Below are 22398 nucleotides of genomic sequence, written 5' to 3'. Positions count from 1 at the left end.
ATGGATATTTCTCGCATTCTTACGCCACGCCGCGTCAATCTCAACCTGCAAGCCAGCAGTAAAGAGGAGGCCATCATTGAACTGACCGATTTGCTGTTCAGTGACGGTGCGATTAGCGATAAACAGGCCTTTATCAAGGATGTCTGGCTACGCGAGGCAGAGGGTTCGACAGGGTTTGAAAATCACATTGCCATTCCCCACGGGAAATCGTCAGCCGTGAAACAGACCACGTTAGCCATTGGGCGCAGCCAGCAGGATATTCCCTGGGAAACGCTGGATGGCAGCCAGGTGCGCTGCATCATCCTGTTTGCCGTTCGCCTTGAAGATCAAAATACCCCCCATATTCGCCTGCTGTCCCAGGTGGCCAGTGCGCTGGCCGATGATGAGGTGATTGCGCAGTTGCTGGTGGAAAACGACCCCAGCGAAATCATTCGGCTGTTCAGTCAGTACGCCGAGACCGACCTCTGTTAATCCTACACGTCCGAGGTAGACCATGAACATTGTCTGTGTCGCCGCCTGCACGGCGGGTATCGCGCATACCTACATTGCGCGCGAAAAACTGATCAAGGGAGCCCATGCCCTTGGTCACACCATCCACGTAGAAACGCAGGGCACCATTGGTACTGAAAACGCCCTCGATACGGAAACCATCGCCGCCGCCGATGTCGTCATTCTGGCGGTGGATGTCAAGATCAACGGTGAGGAACGCTTTCGCGGCAAACCGATCGTCAGGGTGAAAACTGAAGTGGTGATCAAGTCGCCGATTAAGTTTCTGGAAAAAGTGGCGGATTCACTGGCGCGTGCCTGAGGAGATCCACAATGAACGATAACAAAAGACAGTACGGACAGGAGATCAAAGGTCATCTGTTGACGGGGATCTCCTGGATGATCCCGCTGATTGTCGCCGCCGGGATCTGTATCGCGCTGGGCCAGGTCATCGGTGGTCCGGACGTAGGCAAACATCCCGGCACGATTGCCTGGATGCTGAACCAGATGGGCGGCTGGGGCATGGGATTGATCGTGCCGTTGATTAGCGCCGCCATCGCCTACTCGATTGCCGACAGGCCGGGCTTTGCGCCTGGCTTAATCGTAGGCTTTATCTGCGGCCAGATCGGCACGGGTTTTATCGGCGGCATCCTTGGCGGCTTCCTGGTGGGTTATACGGTGATTCTGTTGCGCCGCAGCATTCGGCTGCCGCAGTCGATGCAGGGCCTGATGCCGATCATGGTGTTACCGGTGCTGAGCACCATTATCGCCGGGCTTTTGATGATGACCTTCATCGGCCAGCCCATCGTCTGGTTGCAGAAGGCGCTGATTGCGCTGTTGGAATCCATGCAGGGCGGTTCGAAGTTCGTTATGGGCGCCATTCTGGGGGCGATGGCCACCTTCGACTTTGGCGGGCCGGTCAATAAAACCATGTCGCTGTTCGCGGATGGCATGCTGGTCGACGGTATTTACGGACCGGAAGCGGTCAAATTTGTCGGTTCGATGATCCCGCCCTTTGGTATCACCCTTTCCTGGCTGTTAACCCGCCATAAGTACACCCGCGCGGAAAAAGAGGCGCTGAAGGCGGCCTTTCCCATGGGGATCTGCATGATCACTGAAGGTGTGATCCCGATTGCCGCCCGCGATCTGCTTCGTGTCGTCGGCAGCTGTGTGGTGGCTTCCGCCGTCGCCGGCGGGCTGATTATGGTCTGGGGCGTCGAAGCGCCCGTGCCTCACGGCGGCATGTTCGTAGTGCCCCTCTTCACCAAACCCTGGCTGTTCTGCCTGGCGCTCGGTATCGGCAGCACGATCTGTGGCGTGATGCTATCGCTGCTGAAAAAGCCGGTGACCGAAGCCGACGAAGAGTTTGACGACGTGGAAGACCACAGCGTTCGCGACGACGACATTAAATTCACACTGGAATAAGGAGTGCGTATGTACGCGGCAATGAACGACCTGATCGCACGGGCTGCCCGTAATCAGTATGCGGTACTGGCCATCAACTGTTTCAATCTGGAGAGCGCACGTGCAGCAGTGAAGGCGGCGGAGGAGCAACGCGCGCCCCTGATCCTGAATGTTTATCAGGGGCACAGCCGCCATTTCCCGCCCGCTGTCGCCGTGCCCTTGGTTCAGGCGCTGGCAGCGAATGCCCGCGTGCCGATCGCGCTGGCGCTTGACCACGGAAAAGCCTTTCCGCTGATTGGACAGGCCTTTCGCGCCGGGTTTACCGGACTGATGATCGATGCCTCCTCCGAGCCGCTGGCAGAAAATATTCGCCAGACGGCAAAAGTGGTCGAGATGGCGCATACCGCCGGGGTTTGTGTGGAGGGCGAACTGGGGCATATCGCCGATGCCCCAACCTATGCGCTGGCAGACGCTGCGGTGAAAATGACCCAGGTGGCGGACGTGGTGCCCTTTCTGCAACAGACGGGCATCGATCTGTTAGCGGTGTCGGTTGGGACCGCGCACGGGCTCTATCCCGCTGGCGTCAAACCGCAAATCGACTTTCAGCGTCTGGCTGCGCTGCATGGGGTTTCGCCGGTTCCTCTGGCGCTGCACGGCGGCAGCGGCACGCCAGCCGACGATATTCGACGCGTCAGTCAGCACGGCGTCGCCAAGATTAACGTTGGCGCGGCGGTCTTTGATGCAGGCAAGCAGGCGCTCCATCAGGCGCTTAAGCAGCATCCCGCTGCTGAGCTGCCTGATCTGCTGGCGCTGATGGAGGCCGCCTGCTGCGAAGTCGTACATGACTATCTGAGCTGTTCCGGCTCCGCTAATCAGATCTGATTTTTTTCTGCTGTAACCCGGTGCGCGTCTCTGAACGTCAGCGCAGGGCATCCCTTTGTCGTAAAACAAGCTGAGGAAGATTTAACATGTTGATTTCAATGAAAGAGATGTTAAGCCCCACCCGCCAACACCGCTTTGCTATAGGCGCATTTAACGTGGCCGACAGCTGTTTTATCCGCGCGGTGGTGGAAGAAGCCGAAGCCACACAAACTCCGGCCATTATCTCTATTCACCCCAGCGAACTGGCGTTCGTGACGGATGCGTTTTTTGGCTATGTTCGGGAGCGCACTCTGAAAAGTACCGTGCCCTTTACCCTGCATCTGGATCATGGTGCTTCGGTTGCCCACGTGCTGCGCGCTATTCAGTGTGGCTTTACATCGGTCATGATTGACGGCTCGCTGCTGCCCTATGAAGAAAACGTGGCGCTGACCAAAGAGGTAGTGAAGCTGGCGCACGCGGTGGGCGTATCTGTCGAGGGCGAACTGGGGACCATTGGCGATACCGGCACCTCGGTAGAGGGCGGCGTCAGTAAAGTGATTTACACCGATCCCGCGCAGGCGGAAGACTTTGTGCAGCGCACCGGCGTGGATACTTTAGCGGTGGCAATAGGCACGGCGCACGGTATCTATCCCAAAGATATGAAGCCCGAACTGCAAATGCATATTCTGCGGGATATCTCGCAACGCGTGTCCATTCCGCTGGTCTTGCACGGCGGTTCGGCGAATCCCGATGCCGAAGTGGCGGAGGCGGTTACGCTGGGCGTGGGTAAAATCAATATTTCCAGCGATATGAAATATGCCTATTTCCAGAAGGTGCGCGAAGTCTTGACCCGCGAAACCTGGTGGGATCCAAACGTGATTTATCCTGAAGCGATTGAGGCGGCCAAGGCGGTCATTCGCTACAAAATGAACTTGTTTGGCGGACTGGGGAAAGCCTCTCTGTATTGAGTACTTAAGGGTAAAAATGTGTGGTTGGTGTTCCGTGCGGTTCCCACCGCCACGGTATCGGATCTGACGTCCTCGCGCCGCTAACGCGGTGCCTTCGCGGCGTTCGTCAGCCTGACGAACCAGCGGAGACGGTACTTCCTGTACCGGCTCCGCTTTTTGCCCGCGTCCTGCGGGCAAATTCTGGCTTCCTCGCTCTGCTCAACGCTGCGAATTGTCTGTTCCGCTCCCGTGGCGGTGGGCACAGTGACGCATGTGCGCCGTTTCGGACGGCTATCTGCAGTTTTGAAGCCCGGCGTTAACACATCAGGTAAACCCCCTGCTTTCGCCTTACTTCATCACACCCATCCACTGCTGGGCGATCTGCGCATATTCCCCGGTCGCGGTGCTCAGATGCAGCCACTGATCGACATACTGCTTCCAGCTCATATCATCACGCGGAATCATGTAAGCTTTTTCACCGTACTGCAGCGGTTTATCCGGGTTGAGCGCACACAGGGAAGGAAAGCGTTTTTGCTGATACAGCGCCTCTGAGGCATCGGTGATCATCACATCGGCTTTATTGTCCACCAGCTGCTGGAAGATGGTCACATTATCGTGAAACAGCGTTAACGCAGCCTGAGGTAAGTGGCTGTGAACAAACGCCTCGTTCGTGCCCCCTGCTGGCTCAACCAGACGCACGCTGGGCTGGTTCATCTGTTCGACCGTCTGGTACTTCGCCTTATCGGCGCAGCGCACCAGCGGAATTTTACCGTCCACGCCCAGCGGCTGCGCAAACCAGGCCGTTTGCTGGCGCTTCAGCGTGACCGATACGCCACCCAAGGCGATATCGCACTGCTTCGCGATAAAGTCCTGCATCAGGGTTTTCCAGGTGGTGGGTACCCATTGCACCTTCGCCCCCAGTGACGCGGCCAGGGATTCAGCCATGCTGATATCCAGCCCTTCATAGCTGCCATCCGGTTTCAGGAAGCTGTAAGGTTTGTAGTCCCCGGTAGTACAGACTTTCAGGGTTTTGGTGTTAAGAACGCTGTCCAGACGCGACTGGGCCTGCGCGCCGCCAGCCACCAGCAGTAACGTGATTACGAGTGTTTTTTTCATCATTGTATTTTTTTCGGCAGTGAGTTTGCGCTGGTATGGTGACATAACCTCGGGGGTTATTGCGCTATTCGCAAAAGTGTTGTGATCATTCTCGCATTTTTCTCCCGCCCGCCACGGCCTAAGCTACCCCCCATTGACGCATACGGGAGACAAGCTTAATGAGTAACATTTTAATTATCGATGGCGGTAAAACCTTCGCCCATTCGAAAGGCGAGCTGAATCATACGCTGACCGAGGTGGCCGCCAGCCAGCTGCGTGATCTGGGCCATGAGGTCACGATCACCGTTGCCGACCACGCGTATGTTGTGGCCGATGAGGTGCAAAAATATCTCGACAGTGACGTGGTGATTTATCAAATGCCGGGCTGGTGGATGGGTGAACCCTGGACCGTGAAACGTTACATCGACGAGGTTTTCACCGACGGCCACGGTAAGCTGTATGCCAGCGATGGCCGCACCCGTGCCGACGGCGCAAAAAAATATGGTTCAGGCGGACTGATTCAGGGCAAAAAATATATGCTGTCCCTGACCTGGAACGCACCACTGGAGGCCTTTACCGCCCCTGAACAGTTCTTTGAAGGCGTGGGCGTTGACGGACTTTATCTGCATTTCCATAAGGCGAATCAGTTCCTGGGCATGGAAGCATTGCCGACCTTTATCTGCAACGACGTGATGAAACAGCCGGATGTTCCACGTGATATTGCACGTTATCGCACGCATCTCAGCAAAATTTTTGCTTAAATAGCGTTTCACCCAGAAAGAGGAAACGTAAATGTTAACCGTCGTTGCTGAAATTTGTGTTAAGCCGGGCTGTCGTCAGAAAGTGCTGGATGCGTTTCACCAGGTGATCCCTACCGTGCTGGAAGAAGAAGGCTGCCATCAGTACAGCCCTCTGGTCGATCACCAGGCGCAGGTGCCCTGGAAACACAATTCACCTGATTCGATTTTTATGCTGGAGCAGTGGGAAACCCTGCGCCATCTTGATCAGCATCAGCAGATGCCGCATATGGAAGCCCATCGTACGGCGATTAAAGACTATGTGACTGACGTGAAAATTCTGGTGCTGGAGCCGGGTAAATAATCCTGGCGGAACACGCACAAAAAAAGCCCCGTTCAGGGGCTTTTTCCATCAGGCTGCGGATTACACTTCAATATCCGCTTTATCGCCTTTTTCCTGCAGCCAGTTACGACGATCTTCGGATCGCTTTTTCGCCAGCAGCATATCCATTACCCGCAAAGTCTGTTCAATGTCATCGTCACTGACGGTGAGCTGCACCAGACGGCGCGTGTTGGGATCGAGCGTGGTTTCGCGCAGCTGCAGCGGGTTCATTTCACCCAGCCCTTTAAAGCGCTGCACGTTTGGCTTGCCCTTCTTGCGCTTCAGCTGCTCCAGTACGCCCTCTTTCTCGTCTTCATCCAGCGCGTAATACACTTCTTTGCCCAGATCGATGCGATACAGCGGCGGCATGGCGACATAGACGTGGCCATTTTTTACCAGGGTGCGGAAGTGCTTCACAAACAGCGCACACAGCAATGTGGCGATGTGCAGCCCATCCGAGTCCGCATCAGCAAGGATACAGATTTTGCCGTAGCGCAGCTGTGAGAGATCTTCGCTATCGGGATCGATACCGATCGCCACCGAAATATCGTGCACCTCCTGCGAGGCCAGCACTTCATCGGACGAGACTTCCCACGTATTGAGGATCTTACCTTTAAGCGGCATGATCGCCTGATATTCGCGATCGCGCGCCTGCTTCGCCGATCCGCCCGCCGAATCCCCTTCCACCAGGAAGAGTTCGGTTTTATTCAGATCCTGCGCGGTGCAATCTGCCAGCTTACCCGGTAGTGCCGGGCCGCTGGTCAGTTTTTTACGCACCACTTTTTTGGCTGCGCGCATACGGCGCTGGGCGCTGGAGATCGCCAGCTCCGCCAGCTGTTCTGCCGCCTGCACGTTCTGATTCAGCCACAGGCTAAAGGCATCTTTTACTACGGCAGACACAAAGGCGGCGCACTGGCGCGAGGATAAACGCTCTTTTGTCTGGCCTGCAAACTGCGGATCCTGCATTTTTACTGACAGCACATAGGCGCAGCGATCCCAGATATCCTCTGCGGACAGTTTGACGCCGCGCGGCAGAATATTGCGGTATTCACAAAACTCACGCATGGCATCCAGCAATCCCTGACGCAGACCGTTGACATGGGTACCGCCCTGCATGGTGGGAATCAGGTTCACATAGCTTTCGGTCAGCAGCTCACCGCCTTCCGGCAGCCACAGTAATGCCCAGTCCACCGCTTCGATATCACCGGCAAAGGTTCCGACGAAGGGCTTCTCTGGCAGGGTTGGCAGGCCGTTGACGGCTTCGCACAGGTAATCTGTCAGACCATCTTCGTAGCACCAGCGCTGTTCGGTATTGTTCAGCTTGTCTTTGAAGACAATTTCCACCCCTGGACACAGCACGGCTTTCGCCTTAAGCAGGTGTGATAAGCGGGACACCGAGAAGCGCGGGCTGTCAAAGAAGTGCTCATCCGGCCAGAAATGGACGCTGGTGCCGGTGTTGCGCTTCGCAACCGTGCCCGTGACGGTCAGATCCTGCACTTTTTCACCGTTTTCGAAGGCGATACTGTAGATCTCACCATTACGCCGCACGTTGACTTCAACACGTTTAGAGAGGGCATTGACCACCGAAATGCCGACGCCGTGCAGGCCACCGGAAAACTGGTAGTTTTTATTAGAGAATTTCCCCCCCGCGTGCAGCCGGCACAGGATGAGCTCAACGGCCGGGACGCCTTCTTCCGGATGGATATCCACCGGCATGCCGCGTCCGTCGTCAGTCACTTCTAACGACTGATCGGCATGTAAAATCACTTCTACGCGCCTGGCATGGCCCGCCAGTGCCTCATCGACACTGTTATCAATCACTTCCTGACCCAAGTGGTTAGGGCGCGTCGTATCGGTATACATTCCCGGGCGACGGCGAACCGGCTCAAGGCCAGTCAGGACCTCAATGTCACCCGCATTATAGCTTGATTGACTCATGGTAACTGTCTGATTAGAAGAAGAAAATGGTTGCGATTTCCGCGTTACTCAAGCGTGATTCAGGCCCAGAAAGTCCAGAATTTGCGGGAAATGGCGTTCGAATCCAGTAAATGCATGATTTCCGCCCTCTTCCACCGTATGACGGCACGCGCTGTAGTAATCGAGCGCCTGGCGGTAATCGAGCACTTCATCGCCGGTTTGTTGCAGCAACCACAACAAATCAGGTGCTTCCAGCGGTTCAATCTGCATCACTTTCAGATCGTAAATGTGGCGAGACTCTAACACATATTGCTGACCGGTGTAGGGATTCTGATTCTCCCCTAAAAAATCCACCAGCAACTCGAACGGCCGCACGGCAGGGTTGACGACCACTGCAGGCAACATAAAGCACTGGGACAGCCACGTCGCGTAGTAACCGCCCAGCGAGGAGCCCACCAGGCCCATTTCACGCCCGCTGTGACTTAACACGATGTCTTCCAGCATCGCCGCGGCCTCGGCCGGAAAAGTGGGAAGCTGCGGCACAATCATCTCTATGTCGGGATGATTGTGACTCAGCCACTGTTTGAACAGCGTCGCTTTCGCTGAGCGCGGGGAGCTGTTAAAGCCGTGCAGGTAAAGCAGCGCCTTCATCCGTCAGTATCCTTCGGCATCAAGATCGGGGCAAAACGCCTGAGTGCTGAGCCGGTTCACTTCTGTATCAAGCTGACCGTCATTGTGCAGCGTAAACCAGCGCCAGCCTGGCGCAAGGGTATCAATGGTAAAGCTGGTGCAGTGCGGTTTGAACTGCACGCAGGTGGAAGGCGTGGCCAGCACGCGGCGACCGTGCCACGCCACATCCATTTCCTGATGGATATGGCCGCACACCAGTGTCTTTGCCAGCGGATAGTGCTGTAACACGGCATCAAGCTGATGGGGATTGCGCAAACTGTGTTGATCAAGCCAGGTGCAGCCTGAAGCAAGCGGATGGTGGTGCAGCAGCACCAGCGTATGACGCAGGGGAAAGCGCGCGAGGGCGTTATCAAGCCAGTCGAGCTGATAGTCGCTTAACATGCCATGAGGCACGCCGAAGACCTGACTGTCCAGCAGCACGACCTGCCAGTGTTCGCCCACCAGCACATGCTTATGCGCGTTGATGCCGGCCCTGGCCAGCGTATCCACCATTGCGGGCTGGAAATCATGATTACCCGGCAGCCAGACACAGGGTTTTGGCAGGCGCGAAATGCCCTCAACAAAATGCTGATAGGCTTCGACCGAGTGATCCTGAGAGAGATCGCCGGTGGCCACAATGAGATCATAGTCGCGCTGTTGTGCGATGATCGCGTCCAGCACGGCGTCATAACTCGACCAGGTATTCACTCCCAGCAGCGATTCGTGTTTTCCTGCGAACAAATGCGTGTCCGTCACTTGCAGAATCCGCACCCCAGATTCTGTTGCCGCAGGAAGAGTTAGCAGGCTATCCAAAGCGTTTCCTTCGTCTCTACGCCGTTCAATGCATTATACGTATCAGCAAGCCGGTACTGCCATGGCGCCATGCGTCAGACAGTAGCGTAACCAGTCAGCGAGGAACTGATTGATTTGATGCTTTTCATCACGCTGATTCATCTTTTTATTCGGGTAATCATAACGCGCTTTAAACCGATAGATCTGCTGTGTTGAACACACTTCAGCGACCATGGCGTCATGATACAGCCTGACAGACATGGAAGGCAGGCTCCAGTAACTCACCGCCGGTGCCGTCTGGCGAATTTCAACCAGAGTAGTGTAACGTGTTGATTCTTCTATTGTTAACTGATAGCGGGCGCCGCTCACCTGATAGCTAACCGATGCGCCTGCCTCGTCATCGCGCGGGAGCAGACGGCGTAACTGGGCGAAATTGGTTTCGCACAGCCGCATCATCTCGGGGAAATCAGGGATATAGCGCTGTTTCATTTTTGCGTCCACTCTTCTCGAAGTTCTTTATGGTGCAGTGCCAGCCATTGCAAGGCGATGACAGATGCCGCGTTATCAATAATCCCCTGTTCCACCCAGTGGTAAGCCTGTTCACGGCTTACGACATGCACAAGAATATCCTCATTCTCTTCCTCCAGGCCATGGCATCCTGTTGCCAGGCCGGCATCCACTTCTCCCACCATAACCGATAAACGTTCGCTGGTGCCGCCCGGGCTGGCAAGATAGTTCAACACGGGCTTCACCCGGCCAACGGTCAGACCGGCTTCTTCTGATGCTTCACGGCGCCCCACCTGTTCCGGAGTTTCACCGGGTTCAATAATGCCCGCAATCATTTCCAGCAGCCAGGGCGTTGGGCTGCAGTCGAAGGCCGGAATGCGGATCTGCTCAATCAGCACCACTTCATCACGGATGGGATCATAAGGTAGCAGGACGGCAGCATGGCCGCGCTCAAAAACTTCACGCGTCACTTCTCCGCTCATGCCGCCTTTAAACAGACGATGGCGAAAACGGTAGCGAACGATGGAAAAAAAACCGTCATAGGCCGTTTCACGTGCAATAATTTCTACATCATTTTTTGTGAAAGTCACAGGTGATGTTTTATTGTCCTTCATCGTTTGGTTCCTTTTGCAGATTGGGATGACACAGATAAAACACAAGCCCGGGCACTATCTAAACAGTCATTACAGAGTTATTTACCTGAAACACGCAAATATGGCACGTTCAGCCACCTTATCTCACAGTTGCCCTCTGCTAGAATCTGCGATAATTTTTGGCTTACCGGCGGCACTATCATTGCGATTTGCTGCAACAAAAGGAATGCAAATGAAAAAACTGCTCCCATTATTTATTGGGCTGAGCCTGGGCGGTTTCAGCGTCGCCAGTCAGGCAGAAAACCTGCTTCAGGTTTACCAACAAGCGCGTTTAAGCAACCCGGACCTGCGGAGCTCCGCTGCCACTCGCGATGCTGCGTTTGAGAAAATCAACGAAGCGCGCAGCCCTTTATTACCACAACTGGGTTTGGGTGCAGATTACAGCTATGCAAATGGCTATCGTGATAGTAGCGGTATTCATTCCAACACGACCAGTGGCACACTGCAATTGACGCAAACCATTTTCGACATGTCAAAATGGCGCGCGCTGACCCTGCAGGAAAAAACCGCAGGTATTCAGGACGTCACCTATCAGGTTGCCCAGCAGGATTTAATTCTGAATACCGCGACGGCCTATTTCAACGTGCTGAAAGCCATTGATACGCTTTCTTACGTCGAAGCACAGAAGATGTCCATCTACCGCGAGCTGGATCAAACCACTCAGCGCTTTAACGTGGGCCTGGTGGCCATTACCGACGTGCAGAACGCCCGCGCCCAGTATGACAGCGTGCTGGCCAATGAAGTCACGGCGCGTAACAATCTGGATAACTCGGTGGAGTCTTTGCGTCAGATCACCGGCATGGACTATCTGGCACTGGCCTCACTGAACATCGATCGCTTTAAAACCACCAAACCTGATGACGTTAACGCGCTGCTCAAGCAGGCAGAAAGCCGTAACCTTAATCTGCTTTCTGCCCGTCTGAATCAGGATTTAGCTCGTGAACAGATTCGTTCTGCGGAATCAGGCCACCTGCCAACGCTCGATCTGACCGCGTCTACCGGTCTGTCTAACAGCAAATACGGCGGAAGCCGCGCGGAACAGAGTGCAAACTCAACAGACTCGATTACAGGAAACAGTAAAGTCGGCCTGAGCTTCACGCTTCCGCTTTACAGCGGTGGCAGCGTGACCTCACAGGTGAAGCAGGCGCAATATAACTTTGTCAGCGCCAGCGAACAGCTGGAAGCGGCTCACCGCTCTGCGGTTCAGACGGTACGTTCTTCTTACAACAACGTGAATGCGTCCGCGAGCAGCATTGCGGCGTACAAGCAAGCCGTGGTCTCTGCGCAGAGTTCATTAGACGCCATGGAAGCCGGTTATCAGGTCGGTACGCGTACCATCGTTGACGTGTTGAACGCCACCTCAACCCTGTATAACGCGAAACAGCAGTTGTCCGATGCACGTTACAGCTATCTGATTAATCAGCTAAATATCAGCTATGCGCTGGGCACGCTGAACGAGCAGAGTCTGGGCATTCTCAACAGCCAGTTAGGCAAAGAGATCTCCACCTCACCGGAAACCGTTCAGCCCCAGAACGTTCAGCAGGTACTGGGTGAAGATCACATCGCGAGTTCTTCTGAAACCGCGACGGCGCCAGTGCGCCCGGCCGCCCACAAAAGCAGCCGTAACCCTTTCGCTAACTGATCGCCCTGCGGGCCGCTTTGCGGCCCGCTTCTCTTAAAAACGTATAACTAAGTAAAGATCCCCGTCCTGCCTGGCCGTTAGCTTCATTTCTCGCCACTCATCCCCTATTCTATGCGCTACCTTTGGGCACAGGATATTTATAATGAAACGGACTAAAACGATCCGCTATGCCGCCTTTCGTAAGAGCTGGCAAGCAAGACACTTAACGCCTGTTGCTATCGCTGTATCAGCGGTATTTATGCTGGCAGGCTGTGAACAAAACGACGAAACCGTCTCGCTCTATCAGAACGCCGATGATTGTACGAAAGCCAATCCCGGCCAGAGTGCGCAATGCACCACCGCGTTTAACAACGCCAAAAAGGAAGCGGAACGCACCGCACCGAAATACGCCACACGTGAAGACTGCGTGGCAGAATTTGGTGAAAACCAGTGTCAGCAGGCGCCTGCACAGGCTGGCGTGGGCAGCACTAATGCCGAGTCGCAGCAAAGCGGCAGCTTCTGGATGCCGCTGATGGCGGGCTATATGATGGGCCGCATGATGGGCGGCGGCGCGGGTTTTGCGCAGCAGCCGCTGTTCTCACCCAAAACGCCAAACAGCCCGGCTAACGGTCAGTTCGTTGATGCGTCCGGCCGTAACTATGGTAACGCCACCTCCGGTAAAACCATGACGGTTCCTAAAACCGCCATGGCGCCTAAACCGACCACCACCTCAACGATTACGCGGGGTGGCTTTGGTGAAACGGTCGCGAAGCAAAACAGCATGCAGCGTAGCAGCAGCGCGTCCGGCACCTCCAGCCGTTCGCTGGGAGGCTAACCCCGCTTATGCAACGCATCGCGATTTCAGAGCGCCCGGGCTGGCGGGAAAAAGCCACGGAGTTTGGTTTTCGTTTTCACACCATGCACGGTGAGCCCTACTGGTGTGAAGAGGCTTACTATCAGTTCACGCTGGCGCAGATTGATTATCTTGAGGACGTCACCGCCGAGCTTCATCAGATGTGCCTGCAGGTCGTGGAAAAAGTGGTGAACAGTGAAGCGCTGCTCACCAAATTTCGCATTCCTAAGCATACCTGGGACTTCGTGCGTGATTCATGGCAACAGCGTCAGCCCTCGCTTTATTCGCGCCTCGACCTCGCATGGGACGGCAAAAGCGATGCCAAACTGCTGGAGAACAACGCCGACACGCCGACGTCGCTGTATGAGGCGGCGTTTTTCCAGTGGCTGTGGCTCGAAGACCAGCTCAATGCCGGTCAGCTGCCGCAGGGCAGCGATCAATTCAACAGCCTGCAAGAGAAACTCATTGAACGCTTTACGGTGCTTCATCAGCAACAGGGGTTTAACTGGCTGCATTTCGCCTGCTGTCGTGATACCGATGAAGATCGTGGGACGGTGCAATACTTGCAGGACTGCGCCACGGAAGCCGGACTGCCGAGCGAATTTCTCTACATTGATGAGATAGGGCTGGGGGAAAAGGGCCAGTTTACTGACGCCCAGGATCAGGTCATCAGTAATCTGTTTAAGCTTTATCCGTGGGAATTCATGCTGCGCGAGATGTTTTCTACCAAGCTGGCCGATGCGGGCGTACGCTGGCTGGAGCCGGCATGGAAGAGCATCCTGTCAAACAAAGCGTTGCTGCCTCTGCTGTGGGAGATGTTCCCTAATCACCCTAACCTGTTGCCCGCCTGGTTTGCCGAAGACGATGTGCCACCGATGGAGAAATACGTAGTTAAGCCACTGTTCTCGCGCGAAGGGGCCAACATTCGTATTGTGGAAAACGGCAAAGAGATCGCCCGTGTGGACGGTCCTTACGGCGAAGAAGGCATGATCGTCCAGCAGTTCCATCCGCTACCGAAATTTGGCGACAGCTATACCCTGATTGGTAGCTGGTTGATTGACGATCAGCCTGCGGGCATCGGCCTGCGCGAAGATCGCGACCTGATCACCCAGGATCTTTCGCGTTTCTATCCGCACGCGTTTATCGAGTAGCGCTTTCCTCCAGGCCAGCTCGCTGGCCTGGTTTTCCTCTAGCCGACCTGTACCGACAGCATACTGATTGCGCCCATTTCCATACCTTCAACAGGTACGGTTACGGCCTCGCCTGGCTGACGGGACCCCAGCACGTACAGCAACGGCAGGAAGTGCTCCGGCGTGGGATTGGATAACGCAGCATCCGGATGCTGCATAAAATTCACCAACGGATGGGAATCTGCTCCGGCGTCAACCGCCAGATTATCGCGCACATAGTTGTTGAATCCGGTCGCCCAGTCATAAGCGTTTCCGCCGCCCCACAGCACCTTACGCAGGTTGTGTACCACATTGCCGCTGGCAACGATCATCACGCCGCGATCGCGCAGTTCAGACAGTTTTTGCCCCATTTCAAAATGCCAGGCCGCAGGCTTGCCGCTGTCGATACTAAGCTGGACGACCGGAATATCAGCCTCAGGATACATTTTAATCAGCACGCCCCACGAGCCGTGATCGAATCCCCATGCATGATCCTGATGAACCGGCACGGGCGATAAAATCTCAGCAATTTCATTTGCCAGTTCAGGCGAACCCGGCGCGGGATAGCGGGTATCAAAAAGCGCCTGCGGAAAACCGCCAAAGTCATGAATGGTGCGCGGGTTTTCCATCGCTGTGACCGCCGTTCCCTGGGTGTACCAGTGAGCCGAAATGGCCAGGATGGCCCGCGGTCGTGGCAGCGTGGCACCGGCTTTACGCCAGGCTTCGGTGTAACGGTTTTCTTCTAACGCATTCATCGGGCTGCCGTGTCCCAAAAACAGTGCTGGCATACGTAACTGGCTCATAGCGATCCTTAATGTGTTCACTCTATGAGCACTACGATACGCTGTTTGCAGGGGTTATCACGCGGATAAGCATGATGTTCTCTGTCAGGAAATTTGAACGAAAGAGATGAGTCAGATAAGCAGGAAGGATGGGGGAAGAGGTGAAGCAATCAGGCCAGTATTTCTGGCCTGACAGTAAGCCGTTTAGCTGGCCTGACGCGTTTCGTTCTCGCGACGATAGGCAACCAGATCTTCGATCGTCACGACCGGCATCGCATGCTGTTTCGCGAACAGGATCACTTCAGGCGCATGCGCCATAGAGCCGTCGTCGTTGGTCAGTTCACACAGGACGCCTGCAGGTTTAAAGCCCGCCAGCGTGACCAGATCGATGGTCGCTTCAGTATGACCGCCGCGGGTCAGAACACCACCATCATGGGCACGCAGGGGAAAAACGTGGCCCGGACGGTTCAGATCTTCGGGTTTGGCGTTATCGGCAATCGCCGTGCGAATGGTAGTGATGCGATCCTGCGCGGATACGCCGGTGGTGACGCCCTTCGCCGCTTCGATGGTCACGGTAAACCCTGTGCCATAGGCGCTGGTGTTGTTTTCCACCATCATCGGTAATGCCAGCTGCTGGCGGCGTTCTTCGGTCAGGCAGAGACACACGATACCGCTGCCGTGGCGAATAGTGAGAGCCATCTGCTCGACGGTCATGGTTTCGGCAGCGAAAATCATATCGCCTTCGTTTTCACGATCTTCATCGTCGAGCACCATCACACCGCGTCCTTCACGGAGTGCGGCGATAGCACGTTCTACACGCTGTTTCGGCGTGCCAAATTCAGAAAGTAGAGTCTGATTCATGGTAATAAAACCTTTTAAATGTATTGGGTTACCAGAATCAGGGCAAGCTTAGGAGTGACGCCGTATAGACGTAGCAATGACGCAAAACAGACATAATGCCTGACAGATGTCGTTACCCTCTCCCATCCGGACTTTAACCGTCGGCCCCGGAATTTCACCGGATCTGCTGACCTTCACCATCACAGTGAAGCGCTCGCGGGCTGTCAGCCTGGGCTGATTTACCGCCGGTGGGGAATTTCGCCCCGCCCTGAGAATAAGCGTTTTAACTATAACGCTTCCTATTCGGGGCGGCAATCCACAAAGCCATTATTGCTTTAGCATTTTTTGCGCTAAGGATTTCAGGTTTAACCTTTTCAATTCAGGCATTACACTTAAGTGACTCTAGCGTTGGTACAATGCTGCCATAGCAACCCGTAACCAGGAAACCATCATGATCGACACGAAAAAAATTGAACAAATGGCCCGTCAGGTTCATGACGCGCTGCCGAAGGGAGTTCGTGAATTTGGCGATGATGTCGAGAAGAAAATCCGGCAGACGCTGCAGGCACAAATGACCCGCATGGATCTGGTCAACCGTGAAGAGTTTGATGTCCAGACTCAGGTTTTACTGCGTACGCGTGAAAAACTGGCGGCGCTGGAACAGCGTCTCGCTCAGCTGGAAAGCAAGAGTTCAGCGTCTGCCGCGCCCGCTGCCACCAGCACACCTGGCCCGGCACCGGCCATCGTGCCAGCCGCACATCCTGCTGACAAACCGGCTAAATAAAGGGCGGGCGGGAGCCCGGGCTCCCGCCGCCATGACTCAGTCGCCGCGAATGGTTTTGATGATATTGGTGGTCGAGATGCCATCTTCAAAGTTCAGCACCCGCACGTCACCGCCATTGGCCCAGACTTCCTGGCTGCCCGCGATATCTTCCGGTTTGTAATCCCCGCCTTTTACCAACAGATCGGGCAATACGCTGGCGATTAAGCGCTGTGGCGTGTCTTCTTCAAACAGCACGACCCAGTCTACCGCTTCCAGCGCACCCAGCACGATCATACGGTTTTCCTGCGGGTTCACCGGACGGCTGTCGCCTTTGAGGCGTTTGGTGGACGCATCGCTGTTTACCGCGACAATCAGGCGATCGCCCAGCTTGCGCGCGTTGGCAAGGTAGGAAACATGGCCGGCATGCAGAATGTCGAAGACGCCGTTGGTCATCACCACTTTTTCGCCGCGCTGACGCGCCATGGCGACGGCCTCTTTCAGCTCGGATTCAGTCATGATGCCAAAACCGCGCTCTGGACGCGCACGAATGGCGTTTTCCAGCTCCACGATGCTGACGGTTGATGTCCCCAACTTCCCAACCACCACGCCTGCAGCGGCGTTAGCCAGAAAACAGGCTTCTTCCAGCGAATCCCCTGCGGCTAAAGCAGCGGCCAGCACGCCAATGACGGTATCCCCGGCGCCGGTCACGTCAAACACTTCCTGCGCCTGGGTCGGCAAATGCAGGGGCGCTTTACCCGGCTGCAGCAGCGACATGCCGTTTTCAGACCGCGTGACCAGCAGGGCGGAAAGGTCGCAGTCGGCGATCAGCTTCATGCCACGTTCCACAATCTCATTCTCTGTCTTGCATTTGCCCACCACGGCTTCGAACTCAGACAGATTAGGCGTCAGCAGCGTCGCCCCGCGGTAGCGCGCAAAATCCGTGCCTTTCGGATCGATCAACACCGGTACATTCGCCTCGCGTGCCAGCGCGATCATCTGCTGAACGCTGTCCAGTGCGCCTTTGCCGTAATCCGACAGCACCACCGCACCGCTACGGGACAGTGACTGGCGCATTTTTTCGTGCATCGGGGCGGCGTCCACCTGCTCAAATCCCTCTTCGAAGTCCAGACGGATGAGCTGTTGGTTGCGAGAGAGGACGCGCAGTTTGGTAATGGTGGGATGGCTTTTTAAGGTGACAAAATCGCAGTCAACACGAACATCCTTCAGCGTTTTACTCAGTACCTGAGCCGCATCGTCTTCTCCGGTCAGTCCGATCAGACGGGAACCCGCCCCCAGCGCAGCAATGTTCATTGCCACGTTAGCGGCGCCGCCTGGGCGTTCTTCAACGGTTTCCACCTTGACCACCGGCACCGGCGCTTCAGGCGAAATACGGCTGGTGGGGCCGTACCAGTAACGATCCAACATGACATCGCCAACGACCAGCACCGAGGCCTGGCCGAACGCGGGCAGAGTAACTTTCATTCCAGACACTCCAGACTGCATTCAAAATAGTGCGCGGATGATAACACAGTTGCGACAGGTGCTATCAGCATCACGCCGTGAGAGAGTGTGGTGACTGTAGCCATCGCTGCCAGCTGGTGTTCACCGACTCTTTTTCCTGCGCAAAGGCGTCAGGTTCAACATGCCCGGGCTGCTCCTGAAGCGCCAGATGATGCAGCGCATCGCGCAGCGTGACATAAGCATGCGTGAGCGCTGCCGCTTCCTCGTCAGACATTTTGTGGTGGATTGCCATCCGTTCAAAAATCCGCACATTGTCTGACCAGCGCGTCAGGTCGGGCTGCTCCGCCGCATAGCGCAGCACCAGGTACTGGGCGATGAATTCAATATCCGTAATGCCGCCTTCGTCTGTTTTGATCTCCCAGCGGCCCTTGTGCTTGTTGCTCAGGTGCGCGCGCATTTTGTCACGCATCTCTCTGACTTCCGTTTGCAACGCTGCCGCATCGCGCGGCAGACAGAGGATCGCACGGCGAATGGCGCTAAAACGCGCGCTCAGATCGGGCTCACCGAACACCACGCGGGCGCGGACCAGCGCCTGATGCTCCCACGTCCAGGCTTCGTTGCGCTGATAGTCGTCGAAGGCTTCAAAAGTACTGACCAGCATGCCAGCCGCGCCCGAAGGCCGCAGTCGCGCATCCACTTCGTACAAAATGCCGGACGACGTACGGGTGCTGAACAGATGCATGATGCGCTGCGCCAGCCGCAGGTAAAACTGCCGTCCGTCTATGCTGCGCTCGCCCTGCGTGACGGCTTCCATCGGGCAGTCGTGCAGGAAAACCAGATCGAGATCGGAGCTGTAGCCCAGTTCCCATCCGCCCAGCTTGCCATAGCCCAATACCGTGAAGCCCCGCTCGTGTTCATGCACAAGGTGTGACGGTGGGCCATAGCGCTGCACCATCATATTCCACGCCTGCTGCACCACCGATTCGATAATGGCCTCGGCCAGCCAGGTTAAGTGATCGCTCACTTTCATCACCGGCAACGTGCCCGCAATATCCGCCGCCGCGATGCGTAATAACTGTGCCTGTTTAAACTGGCGTAATGCTTCAAGCTGCTGCTCTTCATCATCCGCAGGAATGCGCATCAGGTACTGACGCAGCTCATCCCGGTAGGCATCCGTAGCGGTTGGCTGATAGAGCGTGGCGGGATCAAGCAGCTCATCCAGTAACAGCGGATAACGTGCCAGCTGGCTGGCCACCATCGGTGAGGCTGCGCAAAGACGAATCAGGTGACGCAACGCGCCGTGATACTCGGTGAGCAGCTCAAGGTAGGTACTGCGGGTCAGAACGCTCAGCAGCAACGGCGCCAGGCGGCTGAAGGTCACCGCGGCATCGCTGCGTGAACAGACTTCACTCAGCAGTTGAGGCATCAGCTGATCCAGCGCCTGACGGCCGCGCGGGCCGATAGTGCGGTGACCGATATCCTGGCGAAACGCTTCCAGCGCCTGATTGAGAGCATGACACTGCGTGGTATCCAGTTGTGGCACCAGCGGGGCCAGCTCAGTGTCTTCCAGGCTGTCGTGCCACAGCATGTTAAAGTCGGCCAGTTCGGGGCGATCGCCCACATCCGGCGTATCCTCACCGATTAACTCATCGAAGATGGCACGCACGGCGGCCATATGCGTTTCCAGCCGGGCGCTCAGCGCAGCCCAGTCATCACAGCCCATCGCCCACGCCAGCCGGGCGCGGGGTAACGCCTCTTCCGGCAGCGTTTGCGTTTGTTCGTCCGCCAGACTTTGCAACAGGTTTTCCAGCCGACGCAGAAACAGATAAGCCGCGCGCAATGCCGCAACCTGCTCGGGTGGCAGTAACGCCAGAGATTCAATAGCAGACAGCGTAGGTATCAAGGCCCGGAGCTGAAGCGAGCGCTCACGTCCACCACGAATCAACTGAAAAACCTGCACGATAAATTCTGTTTCGCGAATCCCGCCCGCGCCCAGCTTGATGTTGTTTTTCAGCCCGCGGCGACGCACTTCACGCGCGATCATCGCTTTCATATTGCGTAACGACTGGATGACGCTGAAATCGATGTAGCGGCGATAAACAAAGGGCCGCAGCATCTGCTGCAGTTCCTGGCTCCAGCGATCCTGCTCATCGCCCATCAGCCGCGCCTTCACCATGGCGTAGCGCTCCCAGTCGCGGCCCTGCTCCTGGTAATAATCTTCCAGGGCGGCAAAGCTCATGACCAGCGGCCCGCTGTCGCCAAACGGGCGCAGGCGCATATCGACCCGGTAAACAAAGCCGTCGGCCGTGGGCTGATGGAGTACTTTGATCAGACGCTGGCCCATGCGGGTAAAAAACTGCGCATTGTCGAGTTCGCGGCGACCGCCGCGCGTGGTGCCGTTTTCCGGCCAGGCAAAAATCAGATCGATATCGGAGGAGAAATTCAGCTCGCCGCCGCCCAGCTTGCCCATTCCGAGGATCAGCAGCGGCTGTGGTTCACCCGCGGCATTGCAGGGCGTGCCGAATTCGCGACAGCAGTCCTGATAAACCCAGTGGCGCGCGGCGTCGATCAGCACCTCGGCTAATACGCTCAGCTGCTGCAGCGTCTGCTCTGTCGTGGCAAGCTGCAAGCACTGCATCCAGGCAATGCGAACCAGCATGCGGCGGCGAAACAGGCGCAGCACGCGCATCAGGCTGGCTTCACTGTCCACCGCCGCCATGTCTCTGCCCAGCCACTGCGTATACTGCTGCCACTCGTCGGCCTCGGGCGACTGTGCGGCAATCTCCTGCCACCAGTGCGGATTCTGCTGCAGGTTATCCAGCACAAAGTCGCTGAAGGCCAGACCGGCAAGCTGCGCCTCGCTGAGAGCGGTATCCGCAAGACCGAGCTGTTCAACTGCCCGCGCGGCCTGGGTGCGCAATACGGTGGGTAAGGATGGCAACATTTTCTCTCCCTGATAGCGTGCTGTATGACTTAGCGTGGCGAACCGCTGGTTAACCAAAAGGGTGACTGTTTCATCGCCTGCGCCGTTAACCAGTCCAGGCTGGCGTGCTGCTGTTCCCTGATTGCGCGCTGCAGCTGCTGCCACGGCGCCAGCCAGTCGTGAACGGCATCCGGCGAGTAAGCGCCCGCCAGCAAATGCACCGCCAGCAGCTGTCGATCCAGACGCGTGGCCTTGTCCTGATACTCATTCACCTGATGGACGGTGCTGAAGGTTTCTTTCAGATCGGCATTGATGCGGCCCAGCATGATATCGCCAAAGCGTTTAAAGGAACCGTTGAGCTTGGTTTGCCCCTTTTCATCAATCCACTGCCGCCAGTGCGCCTCGGCCAACCAGTGAGTAAGTGCTAACTGGGTCTCTACCGAGAGAGCCGAAAAACAGAAGCTGTCGGCATCGACATCTTCATTCAGCAGCGTTTCTTCCAGCGTGGTCAGCTTCTGACGCAGCTCGCTACTGGCCTTGCGCGGGACTACCGCCCCAAACAGCGCAAACGCCTGACGCAGAACATCCAGCGCCTCACGAACCGCTTCTCTGGCGCGCTTATTGCCACGCAGCCACACTTCTTCATGATATTGCCAGTGGTGAAGGCCTGCCGCCATGGCCGCCGCCATGCCCTCTTCCACCGTGGCTTTCGCCCCGGCTTTTAACAGCGGAAAGGCGGTTACCTCACGCGAGGGATTACCTTTGGCTAACTGATAGCCGCGCGCCGCCTTGCTCAGGCTGCCCATCCGCAGGTCGCCCACGGCCACTAACTGCTGAGCAAAGGTCAGCAACTCGCTGCGCTGGCCACCTTTTAGCTCAAGCTCAACCTCTGACAGAGGTTCGCTCAACTCCCCCGCCGTCACGTCGCCCCGATCGCAGGCAATTTCTATTTCACTACTGCCCGCCGTGACTACCCAGATCTCTCGTTCAAAATGGGTACTGAACAGCGGCTGCAGACGCTGCTGTAGCGCTGCCACATCCGTTCCTTCCGGCCAGATGTCTGCGGGCAGACGGCTGATGTCCAGCGTTGGCTCAGTGAGGTCAACGTTGTATTCACCGCGCTGATGTAGCCCACCCAGCGTTTTGCCGGCGGTTTTCAGCGTCATTTCGTAGCGTTGATCAACGCCCCGAATGCGCAATCCCATATTCCAACGACGTAACTGATTATCGTCGGTTTCAAAATAGATATTGGTCAGCTGACGGGCAGCCTGGTGCTGATGCGGAAACGCCGCCAGCCGTTCTGCCAGTTTCCCGGCAGCATTGGGTTTAGCAATGAACTTAAGTTCGATTTCGATGGTCATATTTTTTTATTCACTAACGCCGCTGGCACTTAAGGATATATTCCCTGCCTGTTTAAGGTTATCTTCTGCTGCATCCACTGAGCTGAAGGTTAGGGTTTTCAGGCGAAGAGTAATGCACAGAAGCCGGACTGTCTCTGCTTTCTTTGTGCTTTCGCTACCCTTTTCGCACTGTCAT

Annotated in this window: 22 protein-coding genes and 1 riboswitch; of the genes, 11 read left to right on the top strand and 11 right to left on the bottom strand. The window is 56.1% G+C overall.

The annotated features are described in order from the left end of the window. The 5 genes from PAGR_RS03695 (at position 1) to PAGR_RS03675 (ending at position 3719) form a co-directional block, all read left to right on the top strand. Positions 1–471, top strand: a complete 471-nt coding sequence (locus PAGR_RS03695) for a PTS sugar transporter subunit IIA (RefSeq protein WP_014594631.1) — start codon at positions 1–3, stop codon at positions 469–471. Between the two features lie 22 nt (positions 472–493). Beyond that, positions 494–808 carry a PTS fructose transporter subunit IIB gene (locus PAGR_RS03690; protein WP_013027232.1) on the top strand — a complete coding sequence of 105 codons (315 nt, stop codon included), beginning with the start codon at positions 494–496 and terminating at the stop codon, positions 806–808. Between the two features lie 11 nt (positions 809–819). Then, positions 820–1911, top strand: a complete 1092-nt coding sequence (locus tag PAGR_RS03685) for a PTS fructose transporter subunit IIC (protein WP_013027233.1) — start codon at positions 820–822, stop codon at positions 1909–1911. A 9-nt stretch (positions 1912–1920) separates the two neighbouring features. After that, positions 1921–2772, top strand: a complete 852-nt coding sequence (locus PAGR_RS03680) for a class II fructose-bisphosphate aldolase (protein WP_014605035.1) — start codon at positions 1921–1923, stop codon at positions 2770–2772. Between the two features lie 86 nt (positions 2773–2858). Then, positions 2859–3719: a ketose-bisphosphate aldolase gene (locus tag PAGR_RS03675; RefSeq protein ID WP_014605034.1), complete on the top strand. Its 861-nt coding sequence runs from the start codon at positions 2859–2861 to the stop codon at positions 3717–3719. Between the two features lie 327 nt (positions 3720–4046). Here the strand turns inward: PAGR_RS03675 and PAGR_RS03670 are convergent, their stop codons facing one another. Further along, complete coding sequence (locus PAGR_RS03670) at positions 4047–4859, bottom strand: transporter substrate-binding domain-containing protein (protein ID WP_013027235.1); 813 nt, start codon at positions 4857–4859, stop codon at positions 4047–4049. A 113-nt stretch (positions 4860–4972) separates the two neighbouring features. On the opposite strand from PAGR_RS03670, the gene PAGR_RS03665 reads away from it, so the two are divergent. Then, positions 4973–5554 (top strand): NAD(P)H-dependent oxidoreductase, encoded by a 582-nt coding sequence (locus PAGR_RS03665; RefSeq protein WP_014605033.1) that lies wholly within the window; start codon positions 4973–4975, stop codon positions 5552–5554. Between the two features lie 31 nt (positions 5555–5585). Then, entirely contained in the window at positions 5586–5894 is a 309-nt protein-coding gene (locus tag PAGR_RS03660; RefSeq protein ID WP_013027237.1) for a putative quinol monooxygenase, read from the top strand. Positions 5895–5954: 60 nt separating this feature from the next. On the opposite strand, the gene parE is transcribed toward PAGR_RS03660, so the two are convergent. The 5 genes from parE to nudF are packed head-to-tail and all read right to left on the bottom strand — an operon-like array spanning position 5955 to position 10411. Further along, the gene (gene parE, locus PAGR_RS03655; protein WP_014594634.1) at positions 5955–7850 is read right to left on the bottom strand and encodes a DNA topoisomerase IV subunit B; all 1896 of its coding nucleotides are present in this window, start codon (positions 7848–7850) and stop codon (positions 5955–5957) included. Between the two features lie 48 nt (positions 7851–7898). After that, complete coding sequence (gene yqiA / locus PAGR_RS03650) at positions 7899–8480, bottom strand: esterase YqiA (protein ID WP_013027239.1); 582 nt, start codon at positions 8478–8480, stop codon at positions 7899–7901. Between the two features lie 3 nt (positions 8481–8483). Beyond that, on the bottom strand, positions 8484–9311 hold the full coding sequence (gene cpdA, locus PAGR_RS03645; protein ID WP_014605032.1) for a 3',5'-cyclic-AMP phosphodiesterase: 828 nt from the start codon (positions 9309–9311) through the stop codon (positions 8484–8486). Positions 9312–9353: 42 nt separating this feature from the next. Then, a complete protein-coding gene (locus PAGR_RS03640; protein ID WP_014605031.1) occupies positions 9354–9779 on the bottom strand; it encodes a DUF1249 family protein in 426 nt (141 codons plus the stop codon). Then, positions 9776–10411 carry an ADP-ribose diphosphatase gene (gene nudF, locus PAGR_RS03635; protein ID WP_013027242.1) on the bottom strand — a complete coding sequence of 212 codons (636 nt, stop codon included), beginning with the start codon at positions 10409–10411 and terminating at the stop codon, positions 9776–9778. The genes PAGR_RS03640 and nudF overlap by 4 nt, the downstream gene beginning before the upstream one ends. 211 nt (positions 10412–10622) lie before the next feature. On the opposite strand from nudF, the gene tolC reads away from it, so the two are divergent. From tolC to PAGR_RS03620, 3 genes are all read left to right on the top strand, one after another. Next, the gene (gene tolC / locus PAGR_RS03630; RefSeq protein WP_014605030.1) at positions 10623–12092 is read left to right on the top strand and encodes an outer membrane channel protein TolC; all 1470 of its coding nucleotides are present in this window, start codon (positions 10623–10625) and stop codon (positions 12090–12092) included. Positions 12093–12234: 142 nt separating this feature from the next. Next, entirely contained in the window at positions 12235–12906 is a 672-nt protein-coding gene (locus tag PAGR_RS03625) for a DUF1190 family protein (RefSeq protein ID WP_013027244.1), read from the top strand. 8 nt (positions 12907–12914) lie between these two features. Beyond that, entirely contained in the window at positions 12915–14075 is a 1161-nt protein-coding gene (locus PAGR_RS03620; RefSeq protein ID WP_014594637.1) for a glutathionylspermidine synthase family protein, read from the top strand. A 38-nt stretch (positions 14076–14113) separates the two neighbouring features. Here the strand turns inward: PAGR_RS03620 and ygiD are convergent, their stop codons facing one another. Together ygiD and ribB are read right to left on the bottom strand one after the other, a co-directional pair. Then, a complete protein-coding gene (gene ygiD, locus PAGR_RS03615) occupies positions 14114–14896 on the bottom strand; it encodes a 4,5-DOPA-extradiol-dioxygenase (protein ID WP_014605029.1) in 783 nt (260 codons plus the stop codon). 183 nt (positions 14897–15079) lie between these two features. After that, positions 15080–15736, bottom strand: a complete 657-nt coding sequence (gene ribB, locus PAGR_RS03610; RefSeq protein WP_014605028.1) for a 3,4-dihydroxy-2-butanone-4-phosphate synthase — start codon at positions 15734–15736, stop codon at positions 15080–15082. 110 nt (positions 15737–15846) lie between these two features. Beyond that, positions 15847–15995: riboswitch (FMN riboswitch) on the bottom strand. 171 nt (positions 15996–16166) lie between these two features. Between ribB and ubiK the strand changes: the two genes are divergently transcribed. Continuing rightward, complete coding sequence (ubiK, locus tag PAGR_RS03605; protein WP_013027248.1) at positions 16167–16499, top strand: ubiquinone biosynthesis accessory factor UbiK; 333 nt, start codon at positions 16167–16169, stop codon at positions 16497–16499. A 36-nt stretch (positions 16500–16535) separates the two neighbouring features. Here ubiK and hldE read toward each other — a convergent pair whose 3' ends face one another. The 3 genes from hldE to PAGR_RS03590 form a co-directional block, all read right to left on the bottom strand. Then, positions 16536–17960, bottom strand: coding sequence for a bifunctional D-glycero-beta-D-manno-heptose-7-phosphate kinase/D-glycero-beta-D-manno-heptose 1-phosphate adenylyltransferase HldE (gene hldE / locus PAGR_RS03600; protein WP_014605027.1), 1425 nt, complete (start codon positions 17958–17960; stop codon positions 16536–16538). A 70-nt stretch (positions 17961–18030) separates the two neighbouring features. Then, positions 18031–20883: a bifunctional [glutamate--ammonia ligase]-adenylyl-L-tyrosine phosphorylase/[glutamate--ammonia-ligase] adenylyltransferase gene (gene glnE / locus PAGR_RS03595; protein ID WP_014605026.1), complete on the bottom strand. Its 2853-nt coding sequence runs from the start codon at positions 20881–20883 to the stop codon at positions 18031–18033. 29 nt (positions 20884–20912) lie between these two features. After that, on the bottom strand, positions 20913–22223 hold the full coding sequence (locus tag PAGR_RS03590) for a CYTH domain-containing protein (protein ID WP_013027251.1): 1311 nt from the start codon (positions 22221–22223) through the stop codon (positions 20913–20915). Positions 22224–22398: the final 175 nt, after the last annotated feature.

This window comes from Pantoea ananatis PA13 (assembly GCF_000233595.1).
Taxonomy (GTDB): Bacteria; Pseudomonadota; Gammaproteobacteria; order Enterobacterales; family Enterobacteriaceae; genus Pantoea; species Pantoea ananatis.
The sequence above is the reverse complement of the archived record's forward strand: the minus strand, read 5'-3'. Positions and strand labels throughout refer to the sequence as shown.